The 21646-nt window shown below is 72.1% G+C and carries 17 protein-coding genes and 1 pseudogene; 9 read left to right on the top strand and 9 right to left on the bottom strand.

Annotation, left to right across the window (positions count from 1 at the left end):
* Positions 1–51 precede the first annotated feature (51 nt).
* Positions 52–2586: an ATP-dependent Clp protease ATP-binding subunit gene (locus AB0F62_RS23770; RefSeq protein ID WP_361802456.1), complete on the top strand. Its 2535-nt coding sequence runs from the start codon at positions 52–54 to the stop codon at positions 2584–2586.
* A 105-nt stretch (positions 2587–2691) separates the two neighbouring features.
* The gene (locus AB0F62_RS23765) at positions 2692–3303 is read left to right on the top strand and encodes a DUF308 domain-containing protein (RefSeq protein ID WP_361802453.1); all 612 of its coding nucleotides are present in this window, start codon (positions 2692–2694) and stop codon (positions 3301–3303) included.
* A gap of 51 nt (positions 3304–3354) precedes the next feature.
* Here the strand turns inward: AB0F62_RS23765 and AB0F62_RS23760 are convergent, their stop codons facing one another.
* The 3 genes from AB0F62_RS23760 to AB0F62_RS23750 form a co-directional block, all read right to left on the bottom strand.
* On the bottom strand, positions 3355–5637 hold the full coding sequence (locus AB0F62_RS23760; RefSeq protein ID WP_361802450.1) for a SpoIIE family protein phosphatase: 2283 nt from the start codon (positions 5635–5637) through the stop codon (positions 3355–3357).
* A 92-nt stretch (positions 5638–5729) separates the two neighbouring features.
* Positions 5730–6950 (bottom strand): PP2C family protein-serine/threonine phosphatase, encoded by a 1221-nt coding sequence (locus tag AB0F62_RS23755; protein ID WP_361802447.1) that lies wholly within the window; start codon positions 6948–6950, stop codon positions 5730–5732.
* A gap of 248 nt (positions 6951–7198) precedes the next feature.
* The gene (locus AB0F62_RS23750) at positions 7199–7780 is read right to left on the bottom strand and encodes a TMEM165/GDT1 family protein (protein WP_361802444.1); all 582 of its coding nucleotides are present in this window, start codon (positions 7778–7780) and stop codon (positions 7199–7201) included.
* Positions 7781–8116: 336 nt separating this feature from the next.
* Between AB0F62_RS23750 and AB0F62_RS23745 the strand changes: the two genes are divergently transcribed.
* The 5 genes and pseudogenes from AB0F62_RS23745 to rny all read left to right on the top strand — a co-directional run bounded on the left by AB0F62_RS23745 (position 8117) and on the right by rny (position 13145).
* Positions 8117–8311, top strand: a complete 195-nt coding sequence (locus AB0F62_RS23745; protein ID WP_361802441.1) for a DUF3046 domain-containing protein — start codon at positions 8117–8119, stop codon at positions 8309–8311.
* A gap of 152 nt (positions 8312–8463) precedes the next feature.
* The gene (locus AB0F62_RS23740; RefSeq protein ID WP_361802438.1) at positions 8464–9639 is read left to right on the top strand and encodes an AI-2E family transporter; all 1176 of its coding nucleotides are present in this window, start codon (positions 8464–8466) and stop codon (positions 9637–9639) included.
* A 192-nt stretch (positions 9640–9831) separates the two neighbouring features.
* A complete protein-coding gene (recA, locus tag AB0F62_RS23735; RefSeq protein ID WP_361802435.1) occupies positions 9832–10965 on the top strand; it encodes a recombinase RecA in 1134 nt (377 codons plus the stop codon).
* A pseudogene (recX, locus tag AB0F62_RS23730) lies at positions 10896–11564 on the top strand (recombination regulator RecX); the annotation flags it as partial. The gene recA and the pseudogene recX, both read left to right, overlap by 70 nt.
* A gap of 93 nt (positions 11565–11657) precedes the next feature.
* Entirely contained in the window at positions 11658–13145 is a 1488-nt protein-coding gene (rny, locus tag AB0F62_RS23725) for a ribonuclease Y (RefSeq protein WP_361802432.1), read from the top strand.
* A 179-nt stretch (positions 13146–13324) separates the two neighbouring features.
* Here the strand turns inward: rny and AB0F62_RS23720 are convergent, their stop codons facing one another.
* The 5 genes from AB0F62_RS23720 to AB0F62_RS23700 all read right to left on the bottom strand — a co-directional run bounded on the left by AB0F62_RS23720 (position 13325) and on the right by AB0F62_RS23700 (position 18428).
* Entirely contained in the window at positions 13325–14980 is a 1656-nt protein-coding gene (locus AB0F62_RS23720) for an FAD-dependent monooxygenase (protein WP_361802429.1), read from the bottom strand.
* A gap of 105 nt (positions 14981–15085) precedes the next feature.
* Complete coding sequence (locus AB0F62_RS23715) at positions 15086–15934, bottom strand: amino acid ABC transporter permease (RefSeq protein WP_361802426.1); 849 nt, start codon at positions 15932–15934, stop codon at positions 15086–15088.
* Positions 15931–16578 (bottom strand): amino acid ABC transporter permease, encoded by a 648-nt coding sequence (locus tag AB0F62_RS23710; protein ID WP_361802423.1) that lies wholly within the window; start codon positions 16576–16578, stop codon positions 15931–15933. Before AB0F62_RS23710 ends, AB0F62_RS23715 begins: the two co-directional genes overlap by 4 nt.
* A 113-nt stretch (positions 16579–16691) precedes the next feature.
* Positions 16692–17612, bottom strand: a complete 921-nt coding sequence (locus AB0F62_RS23705) for a glutamate ABC transporter substrate-binding protein (protein WP_361802420.1) — start codon at positions 17610–17612, stop codon at positions 16692–16694.
* 39 nt (positions 17613–17651) lie between these two features.
* Positions 17652–18428, bottom strand: coding sequence for an amino acid ABC transporter ATP-binding protein (locus tag AB0F62_RS23700; RefSeq protein ID WP_361802417.1), 777 nt, complete (start codon positions 18426–18428; stop codon positions 17652–17654).
* Between the two features lie 291 nt (positions 18429–18719).
* On the opposite strand from AB0F62_RS23700, the gene AB0F62_RS23695 reads away from it, so the two are divergent.
* Positions 18720–19439, top strand: coding sequence for a response regulator transcription factor (locus AB0F62_RS23695; RefSeq protein WP_361802414.1), 720 nt, complete (start codon positions 18720–18722; stop codon positions 19437–19439).
* 14 nt (positions 19440–19453) lie between these two features.
* On the top strand, positions 19454–20842 hold the full coding sequence (locus AB0F62_RS23690; protein WP_361802411.1) for a HAMP domain-containing sensor histidine kinase: 1389 nt from the start codon (positions 19454–19456) through the stop codon (positions 20840–20842).
* Here the strand turns inward: AB0F62_RS23690 and AB0F62_RS23685 are convergent.
* Entirely contained in the window at positions 20817–21584 is a 768-nt protein-coding gene (locus AB0F62_RS23685) for a GntR family transcriptional regulator (protein ID WP_361802408.1), read from the bottom strand. The genes AB0F62_RS23690 and AB0F62_RS23685 overlap by 26 nt on opposite strands.
* Between the last annotated feature and the right edge of the window lie 62 nt (positions 21585–21646).

Raw genomic sequence — 21646 nt, 5'->3', positions numbered from 1 at the left:
CTACGGCGGGCGCCACGCAGCCGTTGTGGGCCCGCCGGACGGGTGGGCAAGGTGACGACTTCCCCCTTCGGGTCCGGCGACCCGTTCTCCGACCTCTTCAACCGCTTCTTCGGTATGAGCCCGGCGGCATCCCCGCCCGCCGTCCAGCGCGTCCCCATAGGGCGCCTGCTCAGCGACTCCTCGCACGAACTCCTGGCGGCCGCCGCGAGCCGGGCCGCCGCCGACGGGGCCGACCTGGACACCGAGCACCTGCTGTGGGCGGCGACCCGCGTCCCGTCGGGCAGGCAGCTGCTGGAACAGGCGGGCGTGGACCCCGACCGGCTGGCCGAGGACGTGGCCGCGATCCTCCCCTCGGGCACCGGCGGCGGGGAGCCCGCACTGACCCCGGCGGTGAAACGCGCCCTGCTCGCGGCTCATGCGCGCTCCCAGGCGTCCGGCGCGTCCTACATCGGTCCCGAGCACATCCTCGCGGCACTCGCCGAAGACCCCCGCTCCGGCCTCGAGATGCGGTCCGAAGGGGCCGATCCCGGTGCCCTCGCCGGCAAGGCCGGCAAGGCGGGCAAGGCGGGCAAGGGAGGCACCCGGGCCGCGCCGACCGACACCCCGACCCTGGACGAGTACGGCCGGGACCTGACCGAGGAGGCGCGCGGCGGCCGGCTGGACCCGGTGATCGGCCGGGCCGAGGAGATCGAGCAGACCGTGGAGGTGCTCTCCCGGCGGACGAAGAACAATCCCGTGCTCATCGGCGAACCCGGGGTCGGCAAGACCGCCATCGTCGAGGGCCTCGCGCAGCGGATCGTGGCCGGGGAGGTGCCCAAGGCCCTGCGGGACCGCAGGGTCGTCGGCCTGGACCTCGCCGGACTGGTGGCGGGCTCCAAGTACCGCGGCGAGTTCGAGGAACGCCTGAAGAAGGTGATCGACGAGGTCACCGAGGCGAAGAGCAGCGTCATCCTGTTCATCGACGAACTCCACACCGTCGTCGGCGCCGGGGCGGGCGGCGAGGGGGCCATGGACGCGGGGAACATCCTCAAACCCGCCCTGGCCCGCGGCGATCTGAGCGTGGTCGGCGCCACCACCATCGACGAGTACCGCAGGTACATCGAGAAGGACGCCGCCCTGGAACGCCGATTCCAGCCGGTGATGGTCCCCGAGCCGTCCGTCGACGAGACGATCGAGATCCTGCGCGGACTCCGCGACTCCTACGAGGCGCACCATCAGGTGCGCTACACCGACGAGGCGCTGGACGCCGCGGCGGCCCTGTCCGACCGCTACATCAGCGACCGGTTCCTGCCCGACAAGGCGATCGACCTCATGGACCAGGCCGGTGCCCGGGTGGGCCTGCGCTCCCTGGGCGGCCCGCAACCCTCGGACGAACTGGAGGAGCGCCTCACCAAGCTGCGCCGCGAGAAGGACGAGGCCGTCAGCACCGAGGACTTCGAACGGGCCGGCGTCCTCAAGGAGCGGATCCGGGAGCTGGAGGGCGAAGTGGCCGCGCTCGGCGCGGAACGGGAGCAGACGCCCAGCGTCACCGCCGACGACATCGCCGAGGTGCTGTCCGTGCGGACCGGCATCCCCGTCGCCCAGCTGACCGAGACCGAGCGCGAGCGGCTGATGAAGCTGGAGGAGGACCTGCACCGGCGGGTGATCGGCCAGGACGAGGCGGTCGACGCCGTCGCCCAGGCCGTGCGCCGCGGCCGCGCCGGCATGGGCGACCCCGACCGGCCCACCGGCAGTTTCCTCTTCCTGGGGCCCACCGGCGTCGGCAAGACGGAACTCGCCAAGGCGCTCGCCGAGCTGCTCTTCGGCGACCCCGAGCGGATGATCCGCTTCGACATGAGCGAGTTCCAGGAGAAGCACACGGTCTCCCGCCTCGTCGGCTCCCCGCCCGGCTACGTCGGATACGAGGAGGCCGGGCAGCTGACCGAGGCGGTGCGCCGCAAGCCGTACAGCGTCGTGCTGTTCGACGAGGTCGAGAAGGCCCACCCGGACGTCTTCAACCTGCTGCTGCAGGTCCTGGACGACGGGCGCCTGACGGACGCCCAGGGCCGCACGGTGGACTTCCGGAACACCGTGGTCATCATGACCAGCAACATCGCGTCCAAGCACATCCTCGACCACGAAGGGGCGATCGACGACATCAGGGACGACCTGATGGCCGAGCTCCAGGCGCACTTCCGGCCCGAGTTCCTCAACCGCATCGACGAGATCATCGTCTTCCACGCGCTGACCCGGCCGGACCTCGTGCAGATCGTCGACCTCCTGCTGGAGCGCAGCCGGCGCAGGCTCCACGCCCAGCAGGTCGGCCTGGAGGTCACCGAGGCCGCCAAGGAGTGGCTGGCCGACCGGGGCTACCAACCCGAGTTCGGCGCGCGGCCGTTGCGCCGCACCATCCAGACCGAACTCGACAACAGGCTCTCCAACATGCTGCTCGACGGCAGCCTCAACCCGGGTGACACGGTGATCGCCGACGTCAAGGACGGCCGGCTGGCACTCGGCCTGAAGGCGAAGGCGAAGGCGGAGGCGGCGGCGGACGAACCGCCGAAGAAGGCGAAGGGGGAGAAGGAGGAGGCGGCGTCGGACGGTTGACGCCGATCGGCGGGGGCGCCCACGGGAGGACACCCGTCACGGGCCGGTGCGCGGTACCGGCGGCACCGCGCACCGGGGGCGGCTCCGGTGCTGCCGGGAGACACCATGAACGCACCGTACGACCACAGGGCGGCCCCCGGGCCGGCCGACCCCGACGAGGTGCTGGGCAAACTGGGCGGGTCCTGGGGATGGTCCCTGGGGTACGCCCTGGCGACCCTCGTGGCGGGTGTCATCGTGCTCGTCTGGCCGGACGAGACACTGCACGTGCTGGCGGTCGTGATCGGCCTGTATCTGCTCGTCGCGGGTGCCTTCCGCTTCGTGACGGCGTTCTCCCGTCCCGACGGCGGGAGCAGGGTGACAGCCGTGATCGTCGCGGTGGTCGGCGTCCTCGCGGGGGTGCTGTGCCTCCGGCATCCGCTGCAGACCACGGCCGTGCTCTCCCTCGTCCTCGGCGCCTACTGGCTGGTGTCGGGCCTGCTCGTGGGATTCGTCGCCGTCGGCGGACGGGACATGGCGCACCGGGGCATGGCCTTCGCCGTGGCCGCGCTCGGGATCGTCGCCGGGATCGTCGTGCTCGCCTTCCCCGTGGAGTCGGCCGTCGCACTGGCCCGGCTGGTCGGGCTGTGGCTCGTCCTGCTGGGCCTGGCCGAGGGGGCGTTCGCGCTGGCGTTGCGCTCCCTGGCGAAACGGCCCGCCCCGGCCCGTCCTGCCGTGTGACCCCGGGCCGTCCGTCCGGGCCCGCCTGGCCGTGCTCCTGTTCCTGTCCCGTCACGGCCCGGCGGGCGGCGCCTGGAGCGTCTGCTCCGCCCAGATCGTCTTCCCCTCGGCGTGGTACCGGGTGCCCCACTGGTCGGCGCAGCGGGAGATGATGAACAGGCCGCGCCCGGTCTCGTCGAGGGTGCGGGCGTGCTTCAGGTGCGGGGCGCTGGCCCCCGCGTCGCTGACCTCGCAGGTCAGCGTGGCGTCCAGGACGAGCCGCAGTTGGAGGGGAGGCGCCCCGTACCGCACCGCGTTGCCGACCAGCTCGCTGACGATCAGCTCCGTGGTGAAGGCCGTCTCCTCGTCGACCCCCCACTGTTCCAACCGCCGACGGGCCATCGACCGCGCGATCGGCGCGGCCTCGGCGTCGTTCGGCAGCGGGCAGGTCAGCACCCGGTTGCCGGGGAACGCCCGGGTGCGGCCGAGCAGCATGAGTACGTCGCCGGGCTGGCTGCCGTTCTTGATGGCGTACGCGAAGGCGTCGCTGAGCTCCTGCAGCGGGCCCCGCCCGTACCGCTCCAGCAGGCCGCGCAGGGACCCGGAGTGCGTGTGGAGCCGTTCCGTCAGCGTGGAGGTGCCGAACAGCAGGGTGGTGTCCTCGGGAAGGGCGACCGTGGTGGCGGTGAAGGGGGCGTTCCCCGATTCCGCCAGCAGCGGCCCGGGGGAGACGGGCAGCGACTCGATCGCTCCGTCGGGGAAGACCGCGATCGGCTGCGGGTGGCCCGCGAGGGCGATCGTGCAGGTGAGGTTCAGCGGGTCGTAGACGGCGATGACGCACTCCGCGGTCAGCGGCTCGCGGTGCAGGGGATCCCCCGCGGGCAGCGCCGCCCGCTCCTCGGCCAGCCGGGTGGCCGTGTCGCTCAGCCGTGCCAGCAGCTCCTCGGGCTGCAGGTCCAGCGCGGCGAGGGAGTGGATGACCGTGCGCAACTGACCCATGGTGGTGGCGGCTTCGACGCCCCGCCCCTTGACGTCGCCGACGACCAGGGCCGTCCTCGCCCCCGGCAGCGCGATCACGTCGAACCACGCCCCGCCGCCCTCCACGCCGGGCAGATGGAGATGGGACGTCTCCAGCGCGATCCGTGACGCCGGCCGCTGCGGGAGCAACCTGCGCTGCACGGTCGCGGCGATGGTGCGCTCGCGGGTGAAGCGCCGGGCGTTGTCGATGCACAGCGCGGCGTGGGTGCAGACGTCCAGCGCCAGTCGGATGTCGTCCTCGTCGAAGAGGTCCTCGTCATCGTGCCGGTAGAAGCTGACCAGCCCCAGCGCCTCACCGCGCAGCGCCAGCGGCGCCACGATCAGGCAGTGCACGTTCTGCAGGCGGATCGCCTCCGCCCGGGCGGGGTCGGCCTCCAGCCACATGCTGTCCTCGTCGACCGGGATGAGCCGCGGCTGCAGATCGGCCATCACACGGGCGAACGGGGTGCCGTAGGGCAGATGGCGGACGTCCCCGACGGGGTACGCCGACACCTTGCCGCGGAAGGCGGCCCTGCGCAGCGGCACGTCCCGGTCGACGGGGACCAGGGGTGGCACCTCGCCCCGCACGACGTCCTCCACCACCTCCACCACCACGATCCCGGCGAACGCGGGGACCACCGCCTCCGCCAGTTCCTCGCAGACCGCGATCACGTCCAGCCGCTGCCCGACCCGTTCGCGCACCGTGTCCAGGACGGCCATCCGCCGGCGGCTCGTCTCCCGCTCGGTGACGTCGGAGGCCGCGACCAGCAGCCCCAGCACCTCGCCGTGCGCGCCCTCGAGCCGGAAGACGGAGGTGAGGTACATGCGTCTGCACGGCTGGCCCGCGCTCAGCGCGCCGCGCACCAGGCGGTTCAGCACCGGCTCCCCGGTCTCCAGCACGCGCCGGGCGACCTCCTCCTCCGCCGCCGGGTCGGCCAGCCGGAACACCTCGCTGAAGTGCCGCCCCGGGCGCAGCTGCACATCGGGGAGCGCCCGTGTCGCGCTGTTCATCCGCACCAGACACAACTGGTCGTCGAGGACGTGCAGACCCACCGGCGCCTGCGTGAACATCACCTTCAGCAGCGCCGTGTCCCGGGCGCCGAGGACCTCGCCACGCGCCCGCACCTCCCACATCACGGAGTCGCCGGACAGCACCGGCCTGACCAGCAGATCGGGTCGCCGGCCGAGAGCGGACCCCGGCCGGCGCACGAGGTCGGCCATCGGCCGCCCCACGGCCTCGTCGGCGGACAGCCCGAAGAGCTCCTCGGCCCTGTGCCGCCATTCGGCCACCCGCCCGTCCTCGTCGACGAGCAGGAGGACGTCTCCGCCACCCGCCATCCGCACGCACCTCCCACCTCACCCTCTCCCACCCCACCAACCCCCGCACCCTGGCGTTTTCCGCCGGGGGACGGGCCGGCCCGCGGCGGCGGTCAGGTGGCGAGGAGCCGCTCGTCGGACGGGGCGGGGGAGGGTGCGGGGAGCTCGCCCCCGTACTGCACGGCGATCATGGCGATGTCGTCGTCGAGCTTCATGCCGCCGCCGCCGACGTGGAGGGAGAGCCCGTCGAGCACGTGCTGGAGCAGCTCCTCCGGGCGGGAGCCGGGCCAGGTGGCGACGTGCGCGCCCAGGTCGTAGAACTGGCCGGCGTCGTTGCGGGCCTCGATGGCGCCGTCGGTGTAGAGCAGGAGCGTGGCCCTGCGGCAGAAGGGGAAGGTGTCGACGACGTAGTCCTCGGCGTTCAGGCTGCCCAGTCCGAGCGGGGGCGAGGGCGTGGCCGGGGACAGCAGCGAGGTGTCGGACCGCTGTGCCATGTAGGGCGGGGGATGCCCGCAACTGACCATGTGGATCTCGGCGCAGTCGTCCGGCACCTCCAGGACCAGCGCGGTGATGAACCGCTCCACGGCGTCGGCGTCGGTCCGGCCCGTCTCCTCGAAGTGACCGCGCACCGCGTGCTCCAGATCGGCCACGAGCTCCGGAAGGGAGCCGAACTTCCGGGCCGCTCCCCGGAACGCCCCCAGCAGCGCCTCCGCGTCCTCGACCGCCGGCAGCCCCTTGCCCTTGACGTCCCCGATGAGGAAGCGCACCCCCGCCGGGCTCCTCGCCACGGCGTAGAGGTCTCCGCCGATCAGGGCGTACGGATGGGAGGCGTGGTACACCGCCCGGACGTGCAGCGGCCCGATGCGCGGGGGCAGCGGGCGCAGCAGGACGCGCTGGATGGTGTCGGACACGATCCGCACCTCCATCAGCTCCCTGACGCTGCGGTCGCGGATGCTGCGGGAGGCGATGACGAAGGCCGAGACGAGGAGGATCTCCAACTGGTGCACCGCGGGGATGGACGTCCCCAGCAGGTTGTCGTGGACGTCCAGCACAAAGGCGGCGGCGCAGGACAGGGCAGCGCTCAGGGTGGTCGTCCCCGGCCCCGCCAGCACGGCCGTGGTGGCGGGGACCACCACCATCAGGGAGGCCAGGTGCTCGGTGGGCGGCAGGATGAACCCGGTGACGACGATGGACCCGATCATGAAGAGTGCCAGCGCCAGCGGCCCGTGCCCCTGCGTCACCTGCATCACCCAGGAGGGACCGGGCCTCGAGCCCGGCGCGACCGCACGCCGCGCGGGCAGCCGCCGCAGGCGGTGCGTGAGGCTGTCCTTCATCGCGGCTCCGGGTCCCTGCCGGGGCCTGGGGCCGGGGCGCGGAGCGGGATCTCCTCCTGCGCTGGCAGTCGCATACACCGAATGTACGCCCGGCAAACTTCCCCGGTCATCGGAGCGCCTCATGGCCGCGTTCGGGAAAAGCGGAGGAAGGGCGGAAGAAGACGGGCCCCGAGGTCCGTCCCGAGGTGCGTTCCCGGGGCCGCCGGGGGCCGGGCGCCAAGGGTCCGGGCGCCAGGGGCCCGGGCCCGTCACGCCGTGAGGGCCTCGACCAGGGTCCAGACGGCCAGCCCCGCCATGCAGACGCCGCCGACCCGCTGCACGGTCTTCAGCGGGACCCTCTTGGCGATGAAGCGGCCCACCACCAGGGCCAGGGCCGAGACCGACATCAGGGCCGCGGCCGAGCCGATCGCCGTCGGCAGCCAGCCGTTGGTGGCGGCGAGGTTGGCGGTGGTGATCTGCGTGAGGTCGCCCCACTCGCCGATGAACACGGCCGTGAACGCGGTGGAGTACACCGGCCAGAAGCCGGTCACGGTCTTGCCGGCCTCGTCGTGGTCGTCGTCGCCCCCGCTCCGCAGCAGCATCACGGCGCCGACGGCGAACAGCGCGGCGGAGACCAGCTTCACCGCCGTGGTCGGCAGCAGGCCGAGCAGACTGCCGGCGCCCACCGCGATGGCCACATGCACGATGAAGGCGGTCGAGGTGCCGAACCAGACGTACAGCGGGCGCATCCGCGTGCCCATCGCCAGCGAGGCGAACATCGTCTTGTCCGGGAGTTCGGCGAGGAAGATCAGCCCGAAGGCGGTGACGAGCGCCAGGGGGTCGAAGGTCATTCCGGGTGCTTTCTGCTGGGGCCGGACCACGGACCTCGACGGCACCCAGGGGGCGACGGGAAGCGCCATCGGCCCGGCACGACGGAGCGGCCCGCACGGGTGGTGCGGACCACGTCTTGCCTTGGCCGAAGGTCTCGTCCGCCCCCGCACCGAGTGCGGCGGCCCGATGGCCGGGACGTCCACGGACGTCCAGTGTGTCGACCAGCCGGTATTGCGGGACTACTCCCCTTCGCTTCACCCAGTGTACCCACCCCCCGATCGGGCCCGCCGCCGCGCGTCCGGGGTGCCCGTGTGCGACGCCCGTTCGTTCGGGTGGCGGCGCGGGATACTGGGCACATGAAGCTGACGGTGTTCTGGGAACGGATGCGCGCGCACTTCGGCGAGACGTACGCCGACTCCTTCGCGCGCGACCATGTGATGTCCGAGCTCGGCGGCCGGACCGTGCACCAGGCACTGGACGAGGGCTGGGAGACCAAGGACGTGTGGCGGGCGGTGTGCGCGGCCGTGGACGTACCGGCCGCGAGCCGCTGAAGACGGGCGGGGCCGGGAACGTGGCGGGAAGCGACGAGACGATAGCCGAGGGGGCCGCGGGGTCCGGGTCGCCGGGTTCACCGGGTTCGCCGGGGGAACCCCGGGATCCGGGGCGGGGTCCGGGGACCGGGGAGGGTACGGGGGGTTCCGCGATGCCGCGCTGGTTGCCCAGGGCGATGCTGCTGGCGTTCGCGCTGCTGGCCGCCTTCCAACTGGCGAACTGGGCGTTCCACCAGGTCATCGGCTTGCTGGTGAACATCCTGCTGGCCTTCTTCGGCGCCCTGGCGATCGAGCCCGCGGTGGACTGGATGGCGGCCCGCGGCATGCGCAGGGGCTGGGCGACCGGCCTGGTGTTCCTGGCCGTGTTCGCGGCCGGCGGGATCTTCGTGGTGCTGCTCGGTTCCCTGCTGGTGGACCAGATCACCTCGATCGGCCGCAATCTGCCGGAGTACGTCGACGACGTGGTCCTGTGGGTCAACCACACCTTCGGCACCGACCTGTCCGTGGGCAAGCTGCAGGAGAACGTGCTGCACTCCGACTGGCTGCGCGACTACGTGCAGCGGCAGGCGGGCAATGTGTGGGGCCTGTCGGCGACGGTTCTCGGCGGCGTCTTCCAGGTGCTGACGATCAGCCTGTTCACCTTCTACTTCGCCGCCGACGGGCCCCGGATGCGCCGCGCGGTGTGCTCGGTGCTGCCGCCCGCCCGGCAGGCGGAGGTGCTGCGGGCCTGGGAGATCGCGGTGGCCAAGACCGGTGGCTACCTGTACTCGCGGGCGGTGATGGCGCTGATCTCCGGTGTGGCCCACTACGTGCTGCTCGTGGCCATCGGAGTGCCGTACGCGCCCGCGCTCGCGATCTGGGTCGGTGTGGTCTCGCAGTTCGTGCCGACGGTCGGCACGTACCTGGCGGGGGCGCTGCCGATGCTGGTCGCGTTCACCCAGGATCCGTGGGACGCGGTGTGGGTGCTGGGCTTCGTCGTGGTCTACCAGCAGTTCGAGAACTATGTGCTGCAGCCGCGGATCACCGCGCGCACCGTGGACATCCATCCCGCCGTGGCCTTCGGATCGGTGGTCGCCGGCACCGCGCTGCTCGGGGCGGTGGGCGCGCTGGTGGCGATCCCGGCGACGGCGACGTTGCAGGGCTTCCTCGGGGCGTACGTGAAGCGGTACGCCGTCACGGACCCGCGGGCGCACGGACCGCAGCGGCGGCCGCTGTTCCGGTGGCCGCCGCGCAGGCCAGGCCGGGGGAGCCCGCCGGAGGGCGGGCCGGACGGGGGATCCGGGGGCGGACGGGACGGACACGACGGGCCGGACGGCGGGGGCGGCTGAGGTTCGCGTGTCGCTTGACACGGAAATCGAACATCCATTCTCATGGGTGTTCCGGGCCGGATCCCGCAAGGGTTCTCACGGACTTCCGCGGGGTTGTCCACAGGCCGGGGGCGGCGTCGGGACGCATTGTCAGTGGCAGGCAGTAGCGTCATGGACGTGAAGCGATCGACTCAGACACCCAGGGTGGAACCCATGGCAGGAACCGACCGCGAGAAGGCGCTCGACGCCGCGCTCGCACAGATTGAACGGCAGTTCGGCAAGGGTGCCGTCATGCGCCTCGGCGAGCGGCCGAACGAGCCCATCGAGGTCATCTCGACGGGGTCCACCGCCCTGGACGTCGCCCTGGGCGTCGGCGGTCTCCCGCGCGGCCGCGTGGTGGAGGTGTACGGCCCGGAGTCCTCCGGCAAGACGACCCTGACCCTGCACGCGGTGGCGAACGCCCAGCGGGCCGGCGGCAAGGTGGCCTTCGTGGACGCCGAGCACGCCCTCGACCCCGAGTACGCCAAGCGCCTCGGCGTGGACGTCGACTCCCTGCTGCTGTCCCAGCCGGACAACGGCGAGCAGGCCCTCGAGATCACCGACATGCTGATCCGCTCCGGCGCGCTGGATCTCATCGTGATCGACTCCGTGGCGGCGCTCGTGCCGCGGGCCGAGATCGAGGGTGAGATGGGCGACTCGCACGTGGGTCTGCAGGCCCGTCTGATGAGCCAGGCGCTGCGCAAGATCACCGGTGCGCTCAGCCAGTCCAAGACCACCGCGATCTTCATCAACCAGCTCCGCGAGAAGGTCGGCGTGATGTTCGGCTCGCCGGAGACCACCACCGGTGGCCGCGCGCTGAAGTTCTACGCCTCCGTGCGACTGGACATCCGCCGCATCGAGACCCTCAAGGACGGCACGGAGGCGGTCGGCAACCGCACCCGCGTCAAGGTCGTCAAGAACAAGGTCGCGCCGCCCTTCAAGCAGGCCGAGTTCGACATCCTCTACGGCCAGGGCATCAGCCGCGAGGGCGGCCTGATCGACATGGGCGTGGACCACGGCTTCATCCGCAAGTCCGGCGCCTGGTACACCTACGAGGGCGACCAGCTCGGCCAGGGCAAGGAGAACGCGCGCAACTTCCTGCGCGACAACCCCGACCTCGCCGACGAGATCGAGAAGAAGATCAAGGAGAAGCTCGGCATCGGCGTCCGGCTCGACGCGGGCGAGCAGCCCGGCGACGATGCGGCCGCTTCCGCCGCGGCGGCCGACCCGGCCAAGGCGGACGGCGCCGCGACGGTCCCGGCGCCCAAGGCCGCCAAGGCGACCAAGGCCGCGGCCGCCAAGGCCTGACGGTGGCATCCGGGCACAAGGATCGCGGCGGCTCTTTCCCTCCCTCCTTGCCCGCCCTCGGGCAGGAGGGGGCCAGGGCAGAGCAGGAACGCCCAGTCGACCCCGTGGAGCAGGCGCGGGCACTCTGCCTGCGCCTGCTCACCGGGACCCCTCGTACCCGCAAGCAGCTCGCCGACGCCATGCGCCGCCGGGAGATCCCGGAGGCGGCGGCGGAGCAGGTGCTGGAGCGGTTCGAGGACGTCGGGCTCATCGACGACCAGGCGTTCGCCCATGCCTGGGTGGAGTCCCGGCACCACGGCCGCGGCCTGGCCCGGCGCGCCCTCGCCCAGGAACTGCGCACCCGGGGCGTGGACGCCGAGGCGATCGGCCATGCCGTGGGGCAGCTCGACGCGGAGCAGGAGGAGGCGACCGCCCGCGCCCTCGTCGACCGCAAGCTCCGGGCCACCCGCGGCCTGGAGAAGGAGAAGCGGATCCGCCGGCTCGCCGGGATGCTCGCCCGCAAGGGATACGCGGAGGGGCTCTCCCTGCGGGTGGTCCGCCGTGCCCTGGAGGAGGAGGGCGAGGACCCGGAGTCGCTGGAGCGGTATCTGCCCGACTGAACCTCCGTTGAGGTTCCTTGACCGTGCCTCTGAGTCGACTTAGCCTCACAACGGGTGAGGGAACGCGTCCTCAGAGATACGGGAGTTGGTGCCATGGGCATCGCGCTGGGGACCGGATCCGTGCTCACGGTCGTGGCCGTTGCCGTCACTGTGGCCGTCGCGGTCACCGCGGGCCTGCTGCTCCACCGGTTGCGTGCGGAACGGGAACAGCTCAGGGCGGCGGCCGAGCATGAGGCCCGGGAGATCCGGGCCGCCGCCAAGGAGGAAGCCCGGGAGGTCCGGGCCGACTTGGAGCGGCGTGAGCAGCGGCTCGCGGACCGGGAGGCCCGCATCGACGCCGAGTCCGAGCAACTCCACCGGCGCCGGCGGGAACTGGCGGAGGAGCGCGAGGAGCTGGAGCGTCGCCGCGCCGAGGCCAACCGGCTGGAGGACGAGCGGCGCGCCGTTCTGGAGCGGGCCGCCACCTATACCGCCGCGGAGGCCCGGGCCGATCTCGTGCGCTCCGTCGAACAGCAGGCCAAGCGCGAGGCCGCGGTGATCGTCCGCGACATCGAGCGGGCCGCCCGTGACCGGGGCGAGGAACGGGCCCGCAGGATCGTGGCCGGTGCCATCCAGCGAGTGGCGACCGAGCAGACCGCCGAGTCCGTGGTGTCCGTGCTGCAGCTCCCCGGCGACGAGATGAAGGGGCGGATCATCGGCCGCGAGGGCCGCAACATCCGCGCCTTCGAGGCCATCACCGGGGTCAACCTCATCATCGACGACACCCCCGAGGCGGTGCTGCTGTCCTGCTTCGACCCGGTGCGCCGCGAGGTGGCCCGCCTCGCCCTCGACGCGCTCGTCACCGACGGCCGCATCCATCCGCACCGTATCGAGGAGGTCTACGAGCGCAAGCAGTCCGAGGTGGAGCAACTCTGCGTGCGCCACGGCGAGGACGCGCTCACCGAGATGGGCATCACCGACATGCACCCCGAACTGGTGACCCTGCTCGGGAGGCTGCGTTACCGCACCTCCTACGGCCAGAACGTGCTCGGCCACCTCCTGGAGTCCGCGCATATCGCGGGCATGATGGCCGCCGAGCTCGGCATCGAGCCGGCCGTGGTGAAGCGGGGCACGCTGCTGCACGACATCGGCAAGGCCCTCACCCACGAGGTCGAGGGCAGCCACGCCCTCATCGGCGCGGACCTGGCGCGGCGTCACGGCGAGGCGGAGGACGTCGTCCACGCCATCGAGGCCCATCACAACGAGGTCGACCCCCGGACCGTGGAGGCGGTGCTGACCCAGGCCGCCGACGGCATCTCCGGCGGCCGCCCCGGCGCACGGCGCGAGTCACTGGAGAGCTATGTGCGCCGTCTGAAGCGGCTGGAGCAGATCGCCGCCGCGCACGCGGGCGTCGCCAAGGTCTTCGCCATGCAGGCCGGACGCGAGATCCGGGTGATGGTGCGTCCGGAGGACGTGGACGACATCCAGGCGCAGGTCATCGCCCGCGACGTCGCCAAGCAGGTAGAGGAGGAGCTGACCTACCCCGGCCAGATCCGCATCACGGTCGTCCGCGAGTCCCGCGCCACGGAGTTCGCCCGCTGAGCGGCCGGGCCCCGGGCCCGGCCGCTTCCCGCACGGGGCGACGGCGTGCACCGGCCGGTCGCGCAACGCGGCGCCACCGTCGGGTCGCGCAGCGCGGCGCCACCGTCGGGCCGAGCCCGAGCCCGGGCCGGAGTCCCCTGAGGCACCGGGCCCGGACCGGCGAAGCCCGAGGCCGTCCGTCAGTGCGGCACGCGGTCCTGGACCGGGCTCGGCGGGCCGCCGCGTGCGAGATCGGCGTAGGCGTAGAGCTCGGTCGGGCGGCAGCCGGTCATCACCGTCACCAGATGGCCGTCCGGACGGATCAGCAGCACGCTGTGCGCCGTCGATCCCGGATACGCCTCCGTGACCAGCAGTTCCGCCCGGGTCGGCAGGGCCGCCACCGCCTTGGCCAGCCGGGGCATCAGTCCCGCGGTGAGCCAGTGCCGGCTCTCCCACACGCCGGTGCCCGGTGCGACGAGGACGACCAGCAGGTCCCGTCCGAGGCGTTCGTACAGCCGGGCACCGGAGCCGTCGAGCGCCGTGACCGGGACGTCGACGACCGCCCCGCCCGGGGGAGTGGCGCAGGAGCCCAGCAGCGGCGAGGGCGCGGCCGCCGAGGAGGCCGCGGCGGCGGCGCCCGCCCCGCGGGGCGCGGGCAGGGCGAGCGGCGAGCGGGCGTAGACCGGCGGCGCCCCGAGCGGGCCCCGGCCCAGATGGCCGTCGGTGAGCAGTTCGGCGTACCGGCGGGCGGAGCCGGACAGCACGGAGCGTCGCACCGTGTGCCAGACACCGCTGGCCCGCAGCAGCGGCAGCACCTGGTCGGTGGCCCGCAGCCGGGCGCCGACCGCGCCCCGCCGTTCGGCCTGGTAGCTGTCGAGCAGGGTGTCCGAGGCCCCGTGGTGCCAGGCCAGGGAGAGCTTCCAGGCGAGGTTGTCGGCGTCGCGCAGCCCCTCTTCCAGGCCCTGCGCGCCCAGGGCGCCCATGAGGTGCGCCGCGTCTCCGGCCAGGAAGACCCGTCCCGCGCGCCAGCGCCGGGCCAGTCGCTGGTGTACCGGGTACTCGGCGGAGCCCAGCAGTTCGTACGACGGGACGTTCCCGCACCAGGCCGTCAGCGTGCCGCGGATGCGCGAGACGAGTTCGTCGGAGGTGAGCGGCTCGCCGCGCGCGGGCAGCAGCCAGTCCAGCCGCCAGACCCCGTCCGGCAGCGGACGGGCCGTCACCTCCGGCCCGGCGCCCGGGCCGGGCGGTTCCCGGTGCAGCAGCGCCACGTCCTCGTCGGGCAGCGCGACGCGCAGGGCTGCGACGGCGTGCCGGTCGACGGCCGTGCGGCCGGGGAAGCGGACACCCAGCAGTTTGCGCACGGTGGAGCGCGGCCCGTCGCAGCCGATCAGGTAACTGCCGCGCCACCAGGTGGCCTTGGCGCCCTTGGTGCGGACGCTGACTCCGTGGTCGTCCTGCTCGACCGCCTCGACGCGGGTGCCCGGCACGATCCGTGCCAGTGCCTGCTCGGCGAGCGCCCCGCGCAGCCCGTGCTCCAGGCGCTCCTGCCCGATGTGCACAGGGGAGGGGCCCTGGCCGCCGGATGCCCGGTCGCCGAACTCCACGCGGACGGTCTCCTGCCGACGGCGCAGCGTCCGCCACGCGTCCCAGGTCGCGCCGGACTCGTAGAGCCGGTGGTGGCCGAGCCGGACCAGCAGCCCGGCGGTCTCCGGGCTCAGCACGGCCGTGCGTTCCGTGGAGAGGGCGGGCGGGTGGTCGTGCTCGTCGAGGACGATGCTCGGCACGTCGTGCCGGGCCAGGCAGAGCGCGAGGGCGAGCCCGACCGGACCCGCCCCCGCGATGATCACCGGGTCCACGGCGCGGTCCCGGGAAGTTGTGCAGTCACATTGCGTATGCAACCCACTGGGCGTGCGTGCGTCAAGTGACCACACCTGTCGCGCGGTGGTGCGCCTGGCGCACCGTCACTCCGCCGCGGCCTCCACCGCCTTGATGTCGCCGGCCTTCGGCGGCGCGCCCTTGGGGCTGCGCCGGCCGCGCCGCTCGATCCAGTTGGCCAGCGTGCTGAGCGCCAGGCACATCAGGATGTAGATCGGCGCCACGATGATGATCATCGGGATGAAGGGGAAGCCCGCGCTGTTCTTGGCGATGAGGTTGCCGAGGTAGAGCAGCTCCTCGTACGTGATGATGAAGCCGAGCGAGGTGTCCTTCAGGGTGACCACCAGCTGGCTGATGATCGAGGGCAGCATCGCCCGGGTCGCCTGCGGGATCAGTACGAAGACCATGACCTGCGTCTTGCGCAGTCCGACCGCGTAGGCGGCCTCGCGCTGGCCCTTCGGCACGGCGTTGATGCCGGCCCGGAAGATCTCGGCCTGCACCGAGCCGTTGTACAGGGTCAGGCCGATCACCAGCGCCCACAGCGGGGCCGAGGTGAAGACGCCCACGTACAGCGCGAAGATCATGATCAGCAGCGGCATCGCGCGGAAGAACTCCACGACGACGGTCGCCACCCACCGCACCGGGGCGTGGTCCGACAGGCGGCCCGCGGCCAGCGCCGCGCCCAGTACCAGCGAGAAGACCGCGGCCAGCGCGAAGGCCTTCAGGGTGGCGAGCAGGCCGTCGACGAGGCGCTGCTGGATGTCGGTGTACTGGAAGGGCTCCCAGAGGTACGAGGCGAACTGCCCCGAGTCGTCGAGCCGCCGGTAGACGAAGTACAGCAGCGCGAGGATCGCCAGGGAGGCGACCGCGCCGACGACCCGGTTGCGGACCCTGGCCCGGGGGCCGGGGGCGTCGAAGAGGACGTTCGCGCTCATCGGGCCACCGCCAGCCGGTTCTCGAGCAGTCGGAAGACCGCACTGATGGAGAGGGTGAGGACGAGGTAGGCGAGTGCCACCCAGATGAAGGTCGCGAAGACGCTGTAGCCCACCTCGCCGAGCTCCTTCTGCACGCTGAACAGCTCGGTGACGCTGAAGCCACCGGCGATCGCGGAGTTCTTGGTGAGCGCGATCAGGAGGCTGCCGATGGGCGGCAGCACGGTCCGGGTGGCCTGCGGCAGGATGATCAGCCGCAGGGTCTGGGTGAAGGTCATCCCCAGGCTTCGGGCGGCCTCGGCCTGCCCGAGCGGGACGGTGTTGATGCCCGAGCGCACGGCCTCGCAGATGAAGGCCGAGGTGTAGCAACTCAGGGCGAGCACGGCGAGCCGGAAGAAGGTCCAGGTGTTCAGTCCCAGCTTGGGCAGCACCAGCACCGCGATGAAGAAGAGCAGGGTCAGCGGGGTGTTGCGCAGCAGGGTCACCCACGCCGTGCCGAAGGCGCGCAGCGGCGGCACCGGGGACACCCGGAACGCGGCCATGATCACCCCGAGCACCAGGGCGATCGCCCCACTGAGCGCGGTCAGCTCCACCGTGCCGAGGAACCCCTCGCGGAAGAGCGCGAAGTTGTCCAGCAGTACGTTCATCGATTCTCCGAAAGGGGTGCGCCGACGGCCGCTCCTGGCCGCCGGCGCACCAGGCTCGGGCTGTGCCGGGGAGGGGGGGGACGGGACCCGGGTCAGGCCGGGTCCCGCCGGTTTCAGGACTCGAGCTGCGGGATCTCGGCGGTCACGCCGGACTTGCCGAGCGTGGCGTCGTAGGCCTTCTTCCAGTCGCCGTTGTCCTCGTGGTTCTTCAGGGCGTTGGTGATGGCCTTCTGCAGGACGGTGTCGTCCTTGAGCAGGCCGACGCCGTAGTTCTCCTCGGAGAACGGCTTGCCGACGACCTCGAGGTTGGCCGGGTCCTGGGCGGCGTAGCCCTTGAGGATGGCGTCGTCGGTGGTCACCGCGTCCACCTGGCCGGAGAGGAGGTTCTGCACGCACAGCGAGTACGAGTCGTACTCGACCGGCTCGGCGCCGTAGCCGCCGTCCTTGATGCGCTGGATGGAGGTGGAGCCGGTCGCCGAGCAGACCTTCTTGCCCTTGAGGTCGTCCGTGCTCTTGATGGCGCTGCCCTTCTTGACCAGGAGGTCCTGGCCCGCGACGAAGTACGGGCCGGCGAAGGAGACGGACTTCTTGCGCTCGTCGTTGATGGTGTAGGTGCCGACGTAGTAGTCGACCTGGCCGCCGGAGATGGCGGTCTCGCGGTTGGCCGACTGGATCGTCTTGAACTCGATCTTGCTCTCGTCGAAGCCGAGGTCGGCGGCGATCATCTTGGCGATCTCGATGTCGAAGCCGGAGTACTTCTTGGTGCCGAGGTCCTGGTAGCCCAGGTTCGGCTGGTCGGCCTTGACGCCGATGACGAGCTTGCCGTCCTTCTTGATCCGGTCCCAGGTCTTGGAGCCGGCCAGGTCCACACCGGTCTTGACGGTGTAGGTGGGAAGTTTGGCGGCGGTCGAGCTGCTGGAGTCGCCTCCGGGGGTCTTGGAGGAGGAGGGCGAGCCCTCCTTGCCGCACGCGGTGGCGGTGGCGGTCAGCGCCAGAACGGCCAGAGCGGCGGCGGCAGTGGTACGGATCCTCATCGTGATCATCCTTAGGTCGGCGAACCGTCGGTGTCGCTCTCAGTGGTGAAGGATCTTCGAAAGGAAGTCCTTGGCCCGGTCGCTCCGGGGGTTGCTGAAGAACTGGTCGGGCGTCGCCTGCTCGACGATCCGCCCGTCCGCCATGAAGACGACGCGGTTGGCGGCGGACCGGGCGAAGCCCATCTCATGGGTGACGACGACCATCGTCATCCCGTCACGGGCGAGCTGCTGCATGACCTCCAGCACCTCGTTGATCATCTCCGGGTCGAGCGCCGAGGTCGGCTCGTCGAAGAGCATGACCTTCGGCTCCATGGCCAGCGCCCGGGCGATCGCCACGCGCTGCTGCTGGCCTCCGGAGAGCTGCGCCGGGTACTTGTCCGCCTGGCTGCCCACGCCCACCCGGTCCAGCAGGGCGCGGGCGCGTTCCTCGGCGGCCTTCTTGCCGGCCTTGCGCACCTTGATCTGGCCGAGCGTGACGTTCTCCAGGACCGTCTTGTGCGCGAAGAGGTTGAAGGACTGGAAGACCATGCCGACGTCGGCGCGCAGCCGGGCCAGTTCCCTGCCCTCCGCGGGCAGCGGCTTCCCGTCGATCGTGATCAGGCCCGAGTCGATCGTCTCCAGGCGGTTGACGGCCCGGCACAGCGTCGACTTGCCCGACCCCGAGGGGCCGATGACGACCACGACCTCGCCGCGGCCGATGCTGAGGTTGATGTCCTGGAGCACGTGCAGAGCGCCGAAGTGCTTGTTCACGTCCTTCAGCACGACCAGGTCGTCGGCCGCCGGAACGGCGTCCTCGGTCACCGGGACTTCGGTCATCGGCGTGTGCTCCATCCTCGTCGGTTGACCAGACCTTGGCGATCACCCTATTGACGCTTGGGAAACCGAGTCATCACATCTGAGCGGAACTTGAGCATTACGATCCGGTCACTGGCTGAGACAAATCCGGCACTGTGGGTGAGCCCCGTCGGGGTGTGCAGCGTACCGGCTCCGTAACAGTCGCCACACAGGACCGGACGGTGCTTGACGCGTGCCCGGCCCATCGGCGTGTATTCGGTGGTAGAGCATGATTGCGGGAGTGCGAAGGCCGATCCGCGGGAGGTGAACGGGATGAGACTGCTGCTCGTGGAGGACGACCACCGGGTCGCCGCCGCACTGTCGGCCGTGCTGGCCAAGCACGGACTGCAGGTCACCCATGCCCGCAGCGGCGAGGAGGCGCTGCACGCGCTGCTGCCCGACCACGGGCCCGGTTTCGACGTGGTCCTGCTCGACCTCGGCCTGCCCGACCGGGACGGCTTCGAGGTGTGCAGCCGGATCCGGTTGCGCACCGCCATCCCCGTGATCATGGTGACCGCCAGGGCCGATGTGCGTTCCCGCATCCACGGCCTCAACCTCGGCGCCGACGACTACGTGGTGAAGCCGTACGACACGGGGGAGTTGCTGGCCCGCATCCACGCCGTCTGCCGCCGCAAGGCCCAGGAGGCGCCCGCCGGGACCGGGGCCGAGGGCGAGGCCGCGGAGGCCGCCGGCGGCGGTGTCATCGGGCTCGGCCCCGTCCGGGTGGAGCTGGCCACCCGCAAGGTCACCGTGGACGACGAGCCGGTCGCGCTGACCCGCAAGGAGTTCGACCTGCTCGCGCTGCTCGCGCAGCGGCCCGGTGTGGTGTTCCGCCGTGAGCAGATCATCAGCGAGGTGTGGCGGACGAGTTGGGAGGGGACCGGGCGCACTCTCGAGGTGCATGTGGCGTCCCTGCGGTCCAAGCTGCGCCTGCCCTCCCTGATCGAGACCGTGCGCGGGGTCGGCTACCGCCTCGTCGTGCCCTCCGGCTAGGGGGCCGTTCCTCCGTGCGCACCCGGCTGCTGCCGCTGCTCATCGTGCTGATGGCCGGTGTGCTGCTGGCCCTCGGCTTCCCGCTCGCCGCCAGCCTGGCCGCCGCCCAGCAGCAGCGCGTCGTCGTCGACCGCATCGACGACACCGCGCGCTTCGCCGCGCTCGCCCAGTACGTCAGCACCGACGGCAGCGGCGAACGGGTGAGGACGCTGCGGACGGAGCTGCTGCAGTACCACGACGTGTACGGGATCCGGGCCGGCGTCTTCGATCGCGACGGCGAGCCGATCGCCTCGGCCCCGGAGGGCTGGACGCTGCCCACCGGCGGTGAGGCCTTCACCGCGTACAGCGAAGCCCTGGCCGGGCGGCGCAGCCACGACCCCAAGCAGATCTGGCCCTGGCAGCACCGCTCGCTGTCGGTCGCCTCCCCGGTCGTCCGGGACGGCGACGTCGTCGCGGTCGTGCTCACCGAGTCGCCGACCGGCGCCATGCGCTCGCGCATCCTGCGCGGCTGGCTGCTGCTCGCGGCCGGGGAGCTGGCCGCCATGATCGTGGCCGTCATGGCCGCCTTCCGGCTCACCGGCTGGGTGCTGCGGCCGGTCCGGGTACTGGACCGGGTCACCCACGACATCGCCACCGGACGGATGAAGTCCCGCGTGGCGGTGTCCGGCGGGCCGCCGGAACTGCGGCGCCTGGCACGCTCGTTCAACGAGATGGCCGACAACGTCGAAGAGGTCCTCGACCAGCAGCGGGCCTTCGTCGCCGACGCCTCCCACCAGCTGCGCAACCCGCTGTCGGCGCTGCTGCTGCGGATCGAGCTGCTGGGCCTGGAACTCCCCGAGGGCCACGAGGAGATCGCCTCCGTCCGGGAGGAGGGCAAGCGCCTCGCCTCGGTCCTGGACGACCTGCTCGGCCTGGCCACGGCCGAGCACGCCGAGGCCAACCTCGCCCTCATCGACGTCGCCGCACTCGCCGCGGAACGGGTCGAGGCCTGGCGGCCGCTCGCCGACCGCGACGGCGTGGAACTCGCCTACGAGGGTGCCGCCGCCGTCACCGGCTGGGCCGACCCGGTGGCGCTGTCCAGCGCCCTCGACGCGGTGATCGACAACGCCCTGAAGTTCACCCCGAGCGGGGAGCGGGTGCGGGTCGGTACGGCGCTGCGTGGCTGCCCCGGCGCGATCGAGGTGACCGTCGCCGACGGCGGACCCGGCCTCACCGAGGACGAACTCGCCCGTATCGGCGACCGCTTCTGGCGCAGCCCGCGGCATCAGAACGTCGACGGCTCGGGCCTGGGCCTGTCCATCGCGCGGGTGCTGCTCACCCAGGGCGGCGGCGGTATCGCCTACGCCCCGAACGAGCCCCACGGGCTGCGGGTCACGCTCACGGTGCCGCGAGCGGCTCCCTGAGCCCGGGGCCGGCCTGGCGGGCCAGCGGGTTGGAGCCGATCGAGTTGTGGATGCTGAAGTTGACCGCGTCCGAGCGGTAGCGGTCGTCCGACCACTCGACCGGGCGGCCCTTCTGCGTGGTGGTGACCCGGCGCACCCGCAGCAGCGGGCTGCCCCGCCGCACGCCCAGCAGCGCGCTGTCCCGGGTGCCGGCCGCGACCGCGTCGATCAGGTGCTCGCCGTAGGCGAAGACCAGCCCCATGTCGTCGTAGAGCCGCTGCGTGACCGACTCGCACTCCGGCTCTACGCGCAGCACCGCCGGGGCGATCCAGTCGGCGTAGACCGTGCGTTCCACCAGGACGCGCTCCCCGTCCAGGCCGCGTACCCGCAGCACGTACAGCACGTCCGTGCCCGGGCGCAGGTGCAGCCGTGTGGCGTCCTCCGCGGTGGCCGGCCGGGTCTCGGTGCGGACCACCGTGCCGGAGGCGGCTCGGCCCATGGCGCGCGCCCACTGCGCGAAGCTGCGCAGCTCGGCGAAGCTCTGGCTGCGCCGGCTCGCCAGCACCACGCGCCGGGCGCCCTGGCGGGAGCCGATCAGGCCCTCGGCGGTCAGCGCCGCCACGGCCTGGCGCACCGTGCCGCGGGAGACGCCGTACCGGGCGGCCAGTTCGGTCTCCGGGGGCAGCAAGGCGCCGACCGGGTACTCCTCGTCGTCGATGGCCCGCCGGAGCTCCTCGGCGATCTCCTCGTGCCGCGCCGCCACCGCGCCCCCTTCCGTTCATGAACCGTCTGCGCACAACTCCGCTCAGCGTAGACGAGCCGGGC

It is taken from the genome of Streptomyces sp. NPDC026673 (genome assembly GCF_040638135.1).
Taxonomy (GTDB): domain Bacteria; phylum Actinomycetota; class Actinomycetes; order Streptomycetales; family Streptomycetaceae; genus Actinacidiphila.
Note: the sequence above shows the minus strand (reverse complement) of the source record. Positions and strands in the feature narration are given on the sequence as shown.

Coding starts and splice junctions, on each gene's coding strand:
- recA (WP_361802435.1), top strand. CDS start 9,832: ATGGCAGGAACCGACCGCGAGAAGGCGCTCGACGCCGCGCTCGCACAG.
- AB0F62_RS23715 (WP_361802426.1), bottom strand. CDS start 15,934: ATGAGCGCGAACGTCCTCTTCGACGCCCCCGGCCCCCGGGCCAGGGTC.
- AB0F62_RS23755 (WP_361802447.1), bottom strand. CDS start 6,950: ATGAAGGACAGCCTCACGCACCGCCTGCGGCGGCTGCCCGCGCGGCGT.
- AB0F62_RS23710 (WP_361802423.1), bottom strand. CDS start 16,578: ATGAACGTACTGCTGGACAACTTCGCGCTCTTCCGCGAGGGGTTCCTC.
- AB0F62_RS23745 (WP_361802441.1), top strand. CDS start 8,117: ATGAAGCTGACGGTGTTCTGGGAACGGATGCGCGCGCACTTCGGCGAG.
- AB0F62_RS23740 (WP_361802438.1), top strand. CDS start 8,464: ATGCCGCGCTGGTTGCCCAGGGCGATGCTGCTGGCGTTCGCGCTGCTG.
- AB0F62_RS23760 (WP_361802450.1), bottom strand. CDS start 5,637: ATGGCGGGTGGCGGAGACGTCCTCCTGCTCGTCGACGAGGACGGGCGG.
- AB0F62_RS23695 (WP_361802414.1), top strand. CDS start 18,720: ATGAGACTGCTGCTCGTGGAGGACGACCACCGGGTCGCCGCCGCACTG.
- rny (WP_361802432.1), top strand. CDS start 11,658: ATGGGCATCGCGCTGGGGACCGGATCCGTGCTCACGGTCGTGGCCGTT.
- AB0F62_RS23750 (WP_361802444.1), bottom strand. CDS start 7,780: ATGACCTTCGACCCCCTGGCGCTCGTCACCGCCTTCGGGCTGATCTTC.
- AB0F62_RS23765 (WP_361802453.1), top strand. CDS start 2,692: ATGAACGCACCGTACGACCACAGGGCGGCCCCCGGGCCGGCCGACCCC.
- AB0F62_RS23705 (WP_361802420.1), bottom strand. CDS start 17,612: ATGAGGATCCGTACCACTGCCGCCGCCGCTCTGGCCGTTCTGGCGCTG.
- AB0F62_RS23700 (WP_361802417.1), bottom strand. CDS start 18,428: ATGACCGAAGTCCCGGTGACCGAGGACGCCGTTCCGGCGGCCGACGAC.